Genomic DNA, 14,718 nt, shown 5'->3' on the forward strand with positions numbered 1-14,718 from the left:
AAAGTCGCGCCGGGCGCGCCCCTATATATAGGGGTGCGCCACCCGTGCTCCGCCGTGCTCTGTCGTGCTCCACGGGGATCCGGCGCGCCCCGGCGCGGAAAGGGTCACCACCGGCGCCGTGGGCGGGGCGCCGTCAGGATCCGGGCTTCCACTGGGAGGCGTCGATGGTGAAGGTACGCAGACCGTGTCCGGCCTCGGCGTCCCGGACCCCGGTGAGCCACACCAGCACCAGGGTCTGCCGAGCGGTCTCGACGCAGAACCCCACCTTGCCCGCCGCGACGCTCGAATTGAGCACGGTCAGCGGCACCGAGCTGGGCAACGCCGCGGTGCGGGCGGCGACCCGGCATTCCGCGGCGGTCGCGTCGGGGCGGCTGACCAGGCCCGCGACGGCCTGAGGGTCCAGGAACCGCAGCTCGGCCGTGATCGAACGGTCGGCGTGGGTACCCGAATCGGTATGGCAGACCACGTACTTGAGGGTGGTCGCCGGCAGCAGCTCCCGGTCCCGGGCGTCCGGCCGGCCGGGCGTGACCGAGAGCTTCTCCAGGTCGATCAGCGTGGCGAAACCTCCCTTGCAGACGTCGTCTTCGAGGAACGAGGCCGCGGGAATCGTGGGGGCCTCGATCACCATGGGAACCTTCGAGCGGATCTGCCTCAGGCCGGTGGTGGGGTCGGTGCCGGAGCCGTCGGCCGACCCGGAGTCCTTGCCGCCGTCTCCGTCACCGTCCAGCAGTGGCGGGACGACCAGGACGGCGGCCACGACCACGACCACCGCCGCGACCGCGGCCATGGCGATGCGGGCCCACGGGCGTCGGCGGGTGGCGCCGTCGGGGTGGGGATGGGGGTGGGCGGACAGGGGCGGGGGCGGCGGGCCGGCGAAGCCGACGGCCCCACCGCCGGCAAGGAGGTGATCATGGCGGCCACACCCGATACGGCTGGGTGCGCTCGACCTCGACCTGGGACTCCTTCAACACGTGCAGCCTGGAGGGCCCGGCCCTCGGCCGGCCGTACGGGAACGTCGACCGCGCCGAACTCGCCATCGGCTTCGGCTACTCCACCAACTGGCGCTTGGTCACCGCCCCGACGTCGGGCGCGGTCTACATCAAGGACTTCGGCGGCCAGACCTGCCTCACCGACAACGGCAACGGCAAGCCGCTGTCGGTGGTCACCTGCACCCCCGCCAACCGCTCCCAACAGTGGCGAGTCCCATAAACCTTCCGCTCAGGCCGTGTTGCGACGGCGCACGACCGCGATCGCGCCCGCCCCGAGAAGAACCAGCGCACCCCCGGCGAGGGTGAGCGGCACGGCGGTCGCGCTACCGGTCTTGGGCAACTCGGTCAGTGGCGCGGCCGCTTCCCGGGGCGGGTTCTGCTTGTCCGCGACGGGCCGGGTACCGACGTTCGCGTCCTTGTCGTCAGCGGGCTTGGCGGCACCGCCGATCTTGAACCGGTGGGGGAAGGGGTCCTGGTCGGGAACCTTGACCAGCCAGGGCTCGATGCTGCCGTCGGTCAGGTGCGTGGCCGAGCCGTTCACCGTCACGGAAAGGTCGACCGTGATCGACTTTCCCGCTCGCAGGGGGCCGGGGAGGTCGATGCTGAGAAGCAGGCCGTCGTCGGTCTCGGTGACCTTCAGGTTCTGCGTCGCCTTGCCGGGGGTGCTGTAGCCGACCACGACGTCCTTGGCTTTCCCCTGCGCGTTGGCACCCGTGAGCCGGATGAGAGCGGCGATCCGCTCAGAGGGCATGTCGTGGTACTTGGTCGTGTTGCTGACCGTCATGCGGCTGTGGAAGACCTGGCCCCGGGTAACCGACCCCGGCACCTCGCTGACGAGCTTGAGCCACGGCTTGTAGCCGGGCTCACCGACGTGCGGGTCGTCGTCCTTGGGCGTCGCGGCCTTGGTGGGGGTGGGCGCCTTGGTGGCCGGAGCCTTGGTGGGGGTCGGAGCCTTCGTGGCGGGGGTGGTCGTACCGCCGTCGGACGTCGGCGCGGCGGAGGACGACGGCACCGGGGTCTCGGCCGCGAACGCGGCACCGGCGGCCCCGGGCAGGGCAAGCGCCACCAGGACGGCAACCGGGGTGGCGACCGCGAAACGACGGGCAAAAGTGGTGATTTCGAACGAGCGCATGACGGAGTAGTCCCTTGGTTCGGAAAGGAGTGAAAGAAAAACGAACTCGGAGCCCCGGGTACCGCCCGAGCCGACATCCGCCGGCCCTGCGTGCCGTCCCGCCGCTCCTCTCTGCTTGCTGCTCTCAATCACATAGACGCCCGCCCGCCCATGTGGTTGCGCCCGAACGCGAAATTCCCCCGACGACTTCTCCCCAGCCCCCTGACCTGCACACTCACGCGCCAACCCACGGCGACAAACGCAAAAGTCGGCGGCACCCGGTCGAGTTGCCTCGACCGGGTGCCGCCGACCTGCGGGTTTCCGCCGTCCTACTGCTTCCCGCGGAGGACGTGGGATTCGAACCCACGAGCAGAGTCACCCCTGCTAGCAGTTTTCAAGTCACAGCACCCGCATGACGCACAGTACGGCGCGGCCCCCAACAGTGCCGCGCCGTACGCGTTTTCCCTGCTCAAAGCACGTACGCATGACGCCCGGTACGCCACCCTGGGACCCGGTTCGCAAGCGTCCGGGCACACCTCGGGCACACCAGGACGGCCGCTCACACCCTCACTGGGGCTCGTCTGCGTGCCCCAACTCCACGGAGTATTCCCGCACCCCGCAAGCAGGCCACGGGCAGGCATGTCGAACAGACGCGCTCGTCCCCGGCCGTCACCCTGCAATGAAGCCGTGGCCGTCGGGCCACGGACACCTCGTCCCGCCACGCGGCGACGTGTCGCCAGTCCATGCTGCAATGAAGCCGCAGCCGCCAAGGCCACAGCCGCCAGCGACCCGCAGATACAAATTCACAACGCAATCCTGCTGCAATAAAACCGTGGCCACGAAAGCCACGGACGCCCGATCCACATGGCGACGCTGAGACCGTGGGAAACGCTGCAATGAAGCCGTAGCTGCAGACTACGAACACCCGGCCGAGTGGGAGGTCTGCGATCCGGGAATCCCGCTGCAAGGAAGCCCTGTCTACGCAGGGCACCGACGCACCGGTCCGGCGATCATGCGGGTCACGAACACGTGGCTGCGATGAAGCCGTGGCCACAGAGTACCGCCGAGATGTGCGCGAACGTCGCGGTCCCCACCCCCTGCAATGGAGCCGTGGTTGCGAAGGCCACGGACACGAGCTGGGCGGCAGCGACACCCTACGCGCGATGCTTCTGGAATGAAGCCGAGGCGGAGAAGGCCACGGCGCCACGTATCCGTGCTCACAGACGGCCAGGTTGTACGCCCTGCAATAAAGCCGAGGCCGCGAAGGCGACGGACACCTGGCGCGCGCGAAACGGAAATCGTCGCGGACGCGCTGCTGTAATGAAGCCGAGGCCGTGAGGACCACGGACACATCATGACCATGGGCGTCGTCAAGACGCAGGACATACTGCAATGAAGGGACGGGCGAAGCACGGATGCTCCTCCTCGGGGCCCGTGTACGGGTCTCTCCGACGACTGCACTGAAGCCGTGGCCGTCAACCAGGGACGCCGGTCCTCGATCGCACCATATACGGCATGTCCCTGACGGCAATGAAGCCGTCCCATCGTGGCGACAGATGCACCGTGTCCGCTGGCGAACCTCACTCTCGACGAACTGCCGCAATGAAGCTGTCGAAGCGAAGGCCACGGATGCTCACGCAACTAAACGGCGGCGCGATCCTGCGAATCGATCTTGCCCTGCAACAACGCCGTGGCATGCCCACCATGGATGTCGCGTACTTGACGCCTTCTTGCATTCGGGTATCCAAGCTGCAATGAAGCCTAACTGACATGGCCGAAGCCACGAACGACAATAGCCGTGATGGCAACGGATGCTTTGGGACATCGGTATCGGTGGCCAGACCTTCCTCGCTGCAATGAAGCCGCGGCTGCGAACCACGGACGCCGGGTACGGCCACAAGATCGTCGTCCTGGGAGACGTGCTGCAATGAAGCCGAGGCCGCGAAGGCCAGTACGTTCGCGACGGTCGTCATCCAATTGATGAGCCGCGCATCACCTGACGGGCAATTCTTCTCATACCGGATATTCGACTTCCGTCAAGCCAGCGTGTCGTGTGTGCTTGGGGTTCCGAAGGGGCGTGAGCGCAACGAACGTGCCGAGACCGTAGTGGCTGTGCTGCCCCAGAAGGATGGGCCCAGTAACCGGGTGGGGCAATTCGATACGTAGTCCGTCGCAGGGGCGGGTCTGGTTATGGGTTTCATTTTTGGTCCAGCGATTTCGGGTGAACAGGGGCCACTGGCCCGGGATGCGGTTGACCTTCGTGGGAGCAGGGTGCCCGCGGTAGGCGAGTTCGCGGGTGATCTCCGCGAGGAGATAGGCATCGCGGTCCTGGCCACTTTTCGGGTGTCGTGTCGCGGTGAACGCGGTGGCGCTTTCCCAGACCGACGCGGGGCCAGCGAGCGTGGCGGGGAGGATGTCGGCGGCGGCTCCTTGGGCGGCGACGCGAATATGGAGGTTGTGAGGGCCTTTGATGCCTTCGGGGACTCCGATGGTTCTTCTGCCGGTGGTGAGTTGGTGGATGGCGGTCAGTTCTTCGTCGGTGAGGCCGTCGGGGATCCAGATGAGGAGTTGGTCGATGCGGCGGTCGCCGTCGCTGTCGTGAGGTACGAAGTGCGCGTGTCGGTGTTGCCCTGTGGTGAAGGGGGTGCCGTCGGCGTTCTTCCCGGCGAGTGCGCTCGCGCGTGGTGGGCTGCCTTGGGGGTTGAGAATTTTGATGCAGGCCGCGCGAAATGCTTCGGCAAGAGGAAGCGCCTGGGTGAGCGGCGGCTGGACGCGTCCAGTGACGGTGAGCCGGATTGCTGTGACTTCGCGGGTGTCCGCCGTAGCGGGGCCCCGGTTCCTGCGCGGGGGCGCGGCTGCGTCAGCCTGGTCGGGCAGGGTGTAGGTGAGTTGACGGCTGCCGGGTGGGAACAGGAGTTTCCCGGCGCGGACGTCGACCGGTCGCGCCGTCAACACCTCCACGTCGAGGGGCAGTTCGGGCGCCAAGAGGTCGACGGTGACCCATCCCGGTGGTGGGAGCTCGTCGGTGCTCAGTTCCACCGCGGCGGTGCGGGTCGAGTCGGTGGACAGGTCTGTCACGAGCTGTGCCTCGACCAGGCTGTCGGCGCGGCCCAGGTAGGGCAGTGCTTCCAGGAGCGCGGCGAGCGTCTTCGTACCAAGGGTGTCGAGGGTGTCGGCCCATTGGATGTGGAGGGTGGCGTCGCCGCCGAGGACGGCGAAGGCGTCGATGGCCTTGTCGGTGGCACCGTTGGTGCCGCTGCGGTGTTGGGTGTCGGGGTACCAGTGGCGCGTGTGTTCCAGGTGGTGAGGCGGCAGCAGGTACCGCAGCGGCGGTGTCGCGAGTTTCGCGAGGACCGCGTGGACGTGCTCCTCGGCAAGGTCGGGGCGGCGTTCCTTCCAGGTGGCGTACAGCGCGCGGAGGATGCGCCAGGGCGAGGGCGGGAGTTCGACGGCGCCTTCGTTGACGTGTCGGCCCCAGGGGGTGGCGTGGTAGCGGCGCCAGGGGAATTCGAGGGCAATGGTGATCACGCGCCAGCCGTCGCCTTCTTCTTCGCGGCCTTGCCGTCGCGCCATGCCACGGTCAGGGCGCCACATGTGTTGAGGTTCTTGGCCGTGGCGGCGACGAGTTCGCGCAGACGCTCGTCGAGGACGTCCGCCTCGAGAAGGGCCTCGGTGTGGGGGTTGGCCTTGATCTCAGAGACGGGTTCCAGGTCGCAGGAGGTGCGCAACCGCATCCCGTTGTCGAGGAGTTGGCGGATCTCCCATTGGGCGAGGGTGATGAGCATGTTCGTGCGGGTGTCGTCGAGTCCGTAGGAGCGCAGGAGGGCGACGTCGACGCTGAACATGGCCTTGATGGTGCGGGCGGTCCATTCGACGCGGTGGAAGGGGATGGATCCGTAGCCCTCGCTGGTGCCGCCGCCTTCGCTCTGGTCGCCGAGGGAGTGGCGCACGGAGTCGCTCTTGCGTCCGCCGCTGATGACCCGGCTCACGTCGTACGCCTCGACGACGGCGGAGGTGGCGCGGGTGAAGCGGGGTTGCCCGTGCCAGGGCTTCTGGTTGAAGAACACGCCGTGCAGGAGGCTGAACGGGTCCAGTCGGGTGATGGCGTCGGCCATGGCGGGGAAGTCGAGGGGTTTGTCGTTGGCGAGTCCGAGGCGCTCGGTGATCACGTCGACCATCTTGCGGTTGCCGAGGGCGGAGTCGCGGACGAATGCCGAGGTGAGGCGGTGGGCTTCCTGTCGGCTGGAGGTGAGGAACCGGTCCGGGTCGTCCGCGTGGTGTACGCGCACGTACGGCAGGTCGGCGACGGTGTCCACGGGTGCGCGGTCGGCGCTGTTCCAGGCGGTGTTCTCGAGGCGGTTGGCCATCGACTGCACGGATTCGACCAGGAGCATCGGGATGGTGGTGCCGTCGGGGCCGGGGGCGTCGAAGTAGGCGGGGCCGATGTCGGGGAAGCCGGTGGGCTGGAACGTGGAGCCGATGACCGGGGCCAGTTCGACCTCGTAGCGCAGCCGGCGGATGTTCGTGGCGCTCATGCGTTGTCTTCCTTCAAGGTTTCGCTGTCGGTGGGTTGCCTGTCGGCGGCAGGGGTGCGGCGGGCGCGGGTGGTGGCGGTGACGGCGTTGAGGGCGAATGCCCGGTCGCGGTCGGTTGTTCGGGTGAGGAGGGCCGCGGCCAGGCGGCGTCCGTCGAGCCCGGGTCCGGCGAGTTCGCCGGCGGTGATCAGGGGTCGGCAGCCGGCGATGCCCAGGCGGAGCAGGGCTTCGGGAAGGACCGCTCCGGGCCCGGAGGCGATGAGGCGGGCGATCCAGTCGGGTCGTGGCATCAGCCGGGCCTCGAAGTCGGCCTTGTCGGGGTCCCACAGGGAACGCATCCGCAGCGGCCGGTCGGCAGGCCCGAAGAACGGCAGCAGGGCGGCGACCGGCGGCGGGTATGGCCGGTCGGACGCTGGTGGGGCGGGCAGGCGGATCTGCCAGCCGAGGGCGAGGAGTCCGCGCAGGTGGTTCGCGATCGCGGTGTCGTCGAGTGCGCGGTCGAGGAAGCGCAGCATCACCGTGCGCGGAAGCGCGGGACCGTTCCGAAAGCCCGATCCGGTCAGGCGTTGGTCGGTGTCGTCTCCGGTGGCGCGCCCGCGCAGGTGGAGTCGGTGGGCCTCGGATAGGGCGTGGGCGAGGTTGGAGCCGTCGAGGTCGACGCGGGTGGCGGGTCGGTCCGCCCAGGTCGGGCGCGTGCGGCCCTTGTGGGTGTGCAACGCGGTGCGGGTGAGCGACCACCGCAACGCGGCGGGGTCGACGGTGGAGGTGCCGGGGATGTCGCGCGCGTCGGCGAGTACGGCGGCGAAGACCAGTTCGTCGTCGGTGTGGGTGCCGGGATCCCACGTCACGCGGGTCCGCGGTTGGAAGGGCGGGACGGTGTCGCGGGTGGTTCCGGATCGGGCGACCGCCTCGTGCAGGAGACCGAAGGCGGTCACGAACCGCTCGACCGCGGGGTTCCCCTCGCCACGGGCGACGGCGAACAGCGCTTGGTCCGCTTGGCGCAGGAGTGTGGCGACGATGTTGGACGGGGAGGCGCGGCGGACGCGGTCCATCCACGCCTGGGCGTCGACGACCAGGTGTGCCTCGCCGTGGACGGCGACCGGTAGGTAGCCGACGGGGACGGCGAGGGGGTTCTGTCCGTGGCGCTCCGCGAACAGAAAGCGGCGGAATCCGGTGAGGTTGCGGTCCACGCCGAGTGCGGACACGGCGAGCGCGAACGTGACGCCGGTGCGGGCCTGGACGCCCTGCCACTGGGCGCGGCCCTCGCCCAGGAGGACTTCGAGTTCCCCGATACCGGTGGGTCGTTCCCACAACGGCGCCCACAACTCGCGCTTGACCGACTCGCCTTCGGCGGCGGTGGCGTGACCCACGGGTGAGGAGGACGTCATGAACGGCAGGCTGGTGCCGGGAGCGCCGTTGCGGCGTACCGCGGCGCCCGCGAACATGACCAGGCCCTCACAGGACAGGACGGTGTGCCAGGGGTTGACGAAGCCGACGTCGTCGCTCTTCTCGGCCGGTGAGGAGTGGATGCCGCCCGCCCGGCCGGGGTCGAGTTGGCCCACCGTGTCCCGCAGATAGGGCACGGTTTCGTCGCCGTCCAGGACCGCCCGCGCCCAGGCGCGTGAACGCTCGGTGTCGGCGTCGGGGCCAGCGACGAGGTCCAGGCGTTGGTGGAAGGTGGCGGAGAGTTCCTGCCGTCCGAAGTTCCCGCCGGTCCCCGCAATCGGGTTCCACGACACACCCGCATCGCCGAGCGCGACCAGCGCGTCGACCCACGGCAGCGAGGCGTCCGGGAGCCTGTTGCGGCACAGCGTGATGACGTTGTCCTTGGTGGCCTTGGACCACATGGTCTCGCCCGCCCACCCGCGCCGGCGACCTTCCGACACGATCTCCCGGCCGACCTTGATCGCCTCGACCAACGCCGCGAAGCGGGGGTGGGTGCTGTTCTCGAACGCGGTCAGCAGTTCCTCGGCGCGCACGCTCTTGCCCGCGTCGTTGAACCCGGATCCGGAGTTCCACGGGGTGACGATCGGGGTGGGCGCGTACGTGTGCACCAGCCACTCGACGACGTCCTCGGGGCTGTGACGGGCCGTCAGGAGTGGTACGTCGCCACGCCATTGGAGGCGGGCACGGTCGTCGAGCTGCTCGGACATCACCCGCAGCAGGCCCAACGCGGACAGGTAGCCCGCCAGGGTGGTCGCGCGCAGGCCGCGCAGACGGATCATCCCCACAACGCCTCCTGCACAGGCACCGATGGCGACGCCGGCGCCCCCTCGGGTGGGTCGCCCCCATCCCGGGCGGCTGGTTCCGGCCCATGCGGTGCGGGGTCCGGCGGTTCCGGGTCGCGGTAGGAGCGGCTGACGCGGCGGTCCGCGACCCGCACCGCCGCTTCCAGGAACGCCAACCTGAACGGACCCAGCGCCGCGTCGTCGCGCAGGCGCAACACGCGCTCGGTCCACGACGACGAACCGTCCCCCACCCCGCCCAGGAACAACATCGCCGGATCCATGGCGATCTCCGGCACCGTCCGGGTACCGGGCAGTTCGACCGGACCGAACACGTCGCCTGGTTCCACGCCCAAGACCCGGGGCACGGCCCGTTCGGCCTCGCCGGGCATGGACCGCACCGACACCCTGACCTTGCCGTGATGCGCGGCGGCGAGATAGGTGATCAGGTGCGCGTGCGGTTCCTCGTCGAGCAACGCCACCTTCGGATGCGCCAGAGCGAGCGCGGTCACCAACTCGTGGCGGAAGAACCGCCGCGAGTGCCGCCCCACCCCGTGCTCCGACTTCGCCCAAGGTCCCACGCCCGGCGGCTCCTGCCCCTGCGGGCAGCCCGCGACCAAGGTCGCCTGGAACACCTCGTGGGCTTTGCCCAAGTCGTGGTACCGGCCGGCGACCGCCGCCGCTTCGACCAAATCGTCCGGAACGACGACACCGACCTCGGCCAGCGCAACGGCGACCGCGCGGACGTCGCACTCGACATCGTCCAGGTGCTGCGGGAGGTCCACCCAGCGGTCCGCGCACGACAGGTGGTCCGCCCCGGCCGAATCCGCCGCACCACCGCGATTCGGCACCGGGACCACGGGGCCGCGATGGCGCAGGTCCCACCCGAGTTCGCCGTCGTAACAACCGGCCGACGCGTCGGCCAGCACCACCATCCCCGGCCGCACGTCCCCCGCCCCCAACCGGCGGCAGCCGCCTTGGACCTGGTCGAACGTCCACCACCGGCCCGGATCCCGCGCGATGGCACGACGCACCTCACCCACCGGCGCCGGACACAACTCCTCCCGCCGCGGGAACGGCTCCCCCTCCCCTGGACCACCGTCGGACCAGACACGCCAGGCCACCGACACGCTCGTGTCGTCCCCGTCCCGGATCCACCGCGACACGTCGATGTCCGCACCGGCGATATCGGGCATCGTGTCGAACAACTGCGACAGGTCCCGCCGCCGCAACACCGGATACACCGGCGTCTGCGTCTCGACCGCGACCCCCTGCAACATTCGGGATGTCACCGCCGCACCCTCCAGGCTGGCCAATGCCTCCATCGCGTGCTCCACGTCCGCATCCTCGTAGGGAGCGAATCCCGACCCCGGCGGACGAACCCACAACAAGCGCGCGTCGCCAGCGTCACCGTCGCGATTGCACCGCCCCGCACGTTGCACGATCGACGACCACGGAGCGGCCTCCGTCAACAACACGCTCGACGTCAGATCCACCCCCGCTTCCAACACCTGCGTCGCGACGACGATCTGACCGCGAGCGCCGGTCGGCCCCAAACGCAGCGCCAAAGCCTGCCGCTCGGGTGGACGAAACCGCGAGTGCAACAGCACCACCTCGGGCGCGCCCACCCCACCCGCCAAAACCTTGCCCAGCGCGGCCCGCACCTCCTGAGCACGCCGCACCTGATTCACGATCGCGATCGTCCGCGTCCCCGCCCGATGCCGACGCAGCAATTCCGCCGCCACCGCGCCCGCGTACGCCTTCGCGTCCTCGGGCACCTCGACCCGCTCGACCATGCGCACCGCGCCCAAACGCTTGTGCAACTCCGCATTCTGCGGCAGATCCGACAACGCCTTAACCCGCGGGTCGTCCACCGCGTCCAGGACACGTGTCACCGGCGCGTGATCCGGCGTCCGTAGCCGCACATCGTCCAACGTCGCGGACATCCACATCGACGACGAACCACCGAACGTCCCCAACATGTCCCGCAATCCCTGCAACTGGGCCGACGTCTCCAACGCCGGACCCATCAACTGCGTCTCGTCGAACACGAACTGCACCCCACCGTGCAGCAACCCGAACGACAACGGCCACGACGCCCGCGACTCCGCGTACCCCCGCATCAACAACCGCGACAACACCATGTCCTGCGTCCCCACGAACACCGCAGGACGCCCCGGATCCAACTGCCAATCGTCATCGGCTCGTTCGACACCGCCGAGCAACACATGCAAACCGACCCGAGCGGGTTTCCCCGGATCTGGGTACAGCCTCTCGATCCACGACCGGACCTGCCCGACGGTCTGCTCCACGAGCGAACGCAGCGGCAACACGTACACCAACCACCGTGGGGTGGACCGCCGCACGGCTTCGTCCGGGTGCTCCAACAGCCGCCACATCCATGGCAGCACCGCCGCAACCGTCTTCCCACACCCGGTCGGCGCCCGCAACAACTGCGGCAATGGCCCCTGCGACAACACCTCCTGGTACGCGTACGGCTTGTACGTCGTCGCCGTGGACACGAAGTCCTCGAACGACCGATCCATCGACCCACCCCGCTCCGACCACCATCGGCATCACGCCGAATGACAGCGGATCCTGCCGGCCCCCACCGACAACCGAGAGTGATACAAGCAAAACAGCACGTCACGAAGGTATGGAGAACATCCTCGACGTCGATGACTATGGATGCCGCGATCGCATGTGGTACTTCTGTCCTGTGTCCCAAGTCGAACACCGCCCTCGACTCGAAGGCAGAGAGTTCGGTCAGCATGTGTCGGAACCTTGAGCGCACACGGGACACGCCAGTTCCTCTGAAGTCAAATGGGCGACTTGACATGAATCGGGCCTCTGGTGGGGCCAGAGTTGGCTGACCAGTGGAGGAAACTGCCCGGCTCGGACAGGGTGTCCGCGACCGTGCGGCCGCGGCTTCATTGCAGGTGCTGGTAGAGCGACCACCACACGCGCTCGCCCACGTGTCCGCGACTGTGCGGTCGCGGCTTCATTGCAGGCACATCTGCGTCTTGCCAGCTTGGGCGGCGTGTATTCACGACCGCGCGGTCACGGCTTCATTGCAGGTAGCAGGTCTCCGGCGGCGGCAACGAACTCGGACTCGTGTCCACAACTTCACGGTCGTGGCTTCATTGCAGGAATGCCGTGCTTCGCAGCGTCAGGGTTTGGCGCACGGCGTCCACGACGGCACGGTCGTGGCCTCATTGCAGGGTCTCGTGGCACCACAGTGCGACCTGCAGGTCGGAGGGCATCCACGACTTCACGGTCGTGGCTCCGTTGCAGACCCGTGCCGCGCCCGCCCATGACGAGCCACGTGCCACGTCCACGACGGTCATGGATTCATTTCAGGCCCCACTGCCACGTCGAGCCCAGGGGCCCTTGACGCGTCTACGACTACACGGTCGTGGCTTCATTACAGGCACAGGCCAACACCGACGCGCAGCCGCTTTAGGAGTATCCACATCTCAGCGTTCGTGTGATGCGCAGTACGGCGCGGCGTCCAACCGTGCCGCGCCGTACGCGTTTCCCTCATCAAAGTACGCACGCATGACGCAAAACGCGCGGCTCCGGGGCCCGTTCGCAAGCGTCCGGGCACACCAGGGCACACCAAGTGCGTGAGATGAGACCGCCACCTCATCCGACGGGGTCGATCGCGGTTTCGACGAGGGCGTAGATGCCGTCCATCGCTAGGTAACGGTCGAACGTCCTGCCAATTTCCCGCGTACGTCGTCAGGGAGCGGCGCTAGTAAAGCGCGCTGTACTCGGTCCTTCGTCAATCGGGGTCCCTGGCCAATCGGAGAGCCGGACGCGAGTCTTGCGCGTCCGTGAGCGCGCGGATCATGCCCTCGGGCCAATGCAGTTCCCTAGCGAGCCGACCAGTGGTGATGCCCTTGCGCTGAGCCATCTCAAGAGCCCGTTGCAGCAGCACCGGAACCTCTCCGGGGAACGCCCGTACTGGCGTCGCAGGCAGCAGCCCCTCCGCTCTCAGACTCTTCAGCCGCCGCCACGCTCGGCCGCTCACGGCCTCCGAGTGCAGTCCGAGTTCCCGACACCGCACGAGCAACGAGTCCAGGGAAACGCCCCATATCTGTTGCAACCGGCCCAAAAGCGTGAAGTCGACCCGGGTGGGCAGCGAGCTCGCGAGCTTGGCCGTGGGCGTCAGGAATTCGGCGGCGAACGCATCGGCCTGGCGCTCATGCTGGATGTCGCCAGGATGAGCTTCCCCATGCAACAGCAAGTGGCCCAGTTCGTGAGCGCAGCTGAAGCGATGACGGTAGACGTCGTCTCGTCCGTCATTGAGGACGATCACGGGCCGTGGCAGGCGCGCCGTGGAAAACCCGTCCAGCTTGCGGCTGTCGGGACTGGAGTACGGCAGTACGGCCACGACAATGCCGCGTGACTCCAAGAGGCGCACCAAGTGCGGGATGGGGCCGTCTCCCAGATCCCAGCGAGATCTCAGAGCGCGGGCCGCCTGCTGTGGTTCGGTGGGAAGGTCAGGGATGGTCTCTCCTCCGTCCCACCCAGGTAGGTCAACCCTCGGAAGCCGGATGTAGGTCTCAACAGCGTGCGTCAGTTCCCAGAGAAGTTCCGTAAACGACAGGCTTCGCTCGCGTTCGCGTGCTGGCGCGGAGCGCAGGGAACGAAAGTGCACGGCGGCGGTGTCCAACGCTGCGCGTGGCCGGCCAGCGGTAAAGAACGCGGTCGGCATCCCCAGCACTTCGGCGAGTCGACGCACCTGTTCCGGACGCGGGCGGATGGCGCCGGCTTCGTACTGCCCCACTGCGGCGGGGGTGACGTCGATCTTGGTTGCCAGCTCCTTTTTACTCCAGCCGGCCAGGCGGCGGGCCTGCGTCAACCGTGCGCCATCGAAGGCCGCTGCCACCGACGCCGATACATCCATCGGGAGGACCGGCGCCAGGGACAGCGGGGGGTGCTTAGCGCTCATCACTCTCGTTCGCGAGACGGTCGGCATCTTCCAAGTCGATCGACGGTTCGGCGCCGGTGCCGAAGCCGGGGGTGCTCGGGGTGGGGGGTGAGGCAATCCACAGGCCACCAGCACCGCCTTCGGCGTCCGAGAGCGGAAGGGGTTCGATCCAGTCCCACTTCACGGCTCCGGACGAGTCCACGGTCGCCTCGCCGACGTAGCACTTGAGCAGGCCACCCTCGCGGTTGCTGGCGTATGCAAGGAGGAGCATCGTCGGCTGGTCCGGAAGCTGTTCCGGGGTGTCTTCCAGGTCGTCGACAACCCATTCGTGGCTGCCCTCGATGCCTTCGTCAATTCGGAGCGCGGTCTGGACTTGCGGAGCAAGCTTGCCGAAGGCGGCGAACATCTCCTGGCGGATTTGTGAGGTCCGCACCTTCATGTCCCGCACATTCGTGGTGGAGTCGTCCGCGTAGCAGACGGGGTACAACACCGCCCCGCCGATCGCGAGCATGAAGGTGTTTCCCACCCGCAGGGGCCTGCCCTCGGGAAGGAGCTCGGCGAGCCTCTCCGCGTCCTTGAGCGCGCCCACACAGAACCGCCACCGATTGGTGCCGAACGTGTGGCCGTCGCTGTACTTGCTGAACTCGAAGGCGTCGACGGCTTCCTGATTGCCTGTCGTGAGCGCCCACACCACGTAGCGTCGTGCGCGCCAAGCCGGGGGGCCAACGATGTGATCAAAGCGAGAGTCTTGCGGCGGCAATCGAGCCACCTCCCTGACAAAGAGATCAGCCAGAAACTTTAGTCCAAGTGGCGATCATGCTGTCGGACTTTAGTTTTCGCGTCAAGCCTATCCACGGTGTGGTGTCGCTTCCCTGCCCCGGGAAGGTCGTTGCGTTCGCATGATGGAGCCCACTTGGTACGG

The 14,718-nt window shown here is 68.1% G+C and carries 9 protein-coding genes; 1 reads left to right on the forward strand and 8 read right to left on the reverse strand.

Annotated elements, in window-relative coordinates; genetic code table 11:
• Positions 1-133: 133 nt before the first annotated feature.
• Positions 134-787, reverse strand: a complete 654-nt coding sequence (locus tag ACH4XV_RS31225) for a hypothetical protein (protein WP_395795658.1) — start codon at positions 785-787, stop codon at positions 134-136.
• 149 nt (positions 788-936) lie between these two features.
• On the opposite strand from ACH4XV_RS31225, the gene ACH4XV_RS31230 reads away from it, so the two are divergent.
• Positions 937-1,209 (forward strand): hypothetical protein, encoded by a 273-nt coding sequence (locus ACH4XV_RS31230; RefSeq protein ID WP_395795660.1) that lies wholly within the window; start codon positions 937-939, stop codon positions 1,207-1,209.
• Between the two features lie 9 nt (positions 1,210-1,218).
• Here the strand turns inward: ACH4XV_RS31230 and ACH4XV_RS31235 are convergent, their stop codons facing one another.
• The 7 genes from ACH4XV_RS31235 to ACH4XV_RS31265 all read right to left on the reverse strand — a co-directional run bounded on the left by ACH4XV_RS31235 (position 1,219) and on the right by ACH4XV_RS31265 (position 14,490).
• Entirely contained in the window at positions 1,219-2,121 is a 903-nt protein-coding gene (locus ACH4XV_RS31235) for an LPXTG cell wall anchor domain-containing protein (RefSeq protein ID WP_395795662.1), read from the reverse strand.
• 1,992 nt (positions 2,122-4,113) lie between these two features.
• Positions 4,114-5,628, reverse strand: a complete 1,515-nt coding sequence (csb2, locus tag ACH4XV_RS31240; RefSeq protein ID WP_395795664.1) for a type I-U CRISPR-associated protein Csb2 — start codon at positions 5,626-5,628, stop codon at positions 4,114-4,116.
• Positions 5,625-6,635: a type I-U CRISPR-associated RAMP protein Csb1/Cas7u gene (gene cas7u, locus ACH4XV_RS31245; protein ID WP_395795666.1), complete on the reverse strand. Its 1,011-nt coding sequence runs from the start codon at positions 6,633-6,635 to the stop codon at positions 5,625-5,627. Before cas7u ends, csb2 begins: the two co-directional genes overlap by 4 nt.
• Positions 6,632-8,860: a type I-U CRISPR-associated protein Csx17 gene (csx17, locus tag ACH4XV_RS31250; RefSeq protein WP_395795668.1), complete on the reverse strand. Its 2,229-nt coding sequence runs from the start codon at positions 8,858-8,860 to the stop codon at positions 6,632-6,634. The genes cas7u and csx17 overlap by 4 nt, the downstream gene beginning before the upstream one ends.
• Positions 8,857-11,406, reverse strand: a complete 2,550-nt coding sequence (locus ACH4XV_RS31255) for a DEAD/DEAH box helicase (RefSeq protein ID WP_395795670.1) — start codon at positions 11,404-11,406, stop codon at positions 8,857-8,859. The genes csx17 and ACH4XV_RS31255 overlap by 4 nt, the downstream gene beginning before the upstream one ends.
• 1,238 nt (positions 11,407-12,644) lie before the next feature.
• Positions 12,645-13,817, reverse strand: a complete 1,173-nt coding sequence (locus tag ACH4XV_RS31260; protein WP_395795672.1) for a helix-turn-helix domain-containing protein — start codon at positions 13,815-13,817, stop codon at positions 12,645-12,647.
• Positions 13,807-14,490, reverse strand: a complete 684-nt coding sequence (locus tag ACH4XV_RS31265) for a hypothetical protein (RefSeq protein ID WP_395795674.1) — start codon at positions 14,488-14,490, stop codon at positions 13,807-13,809. Before ACH4XV_RS31265 ends, ACH4XV_RS31260 begins: the two co-directional genes overlap by 11 nt.
• Between the last annotated feature and the right edge of the window lie 228 nt (positions 14,491-14,718).

Source organism: Embleya sp. NPDC020630, assembly GCF_044334985.1.
Classification (GTDB): domain Bacteria; phylum Actinomycetota; class Actinomycetes; order Streptomycetales; family Streptomycetaceae; genus Embleya.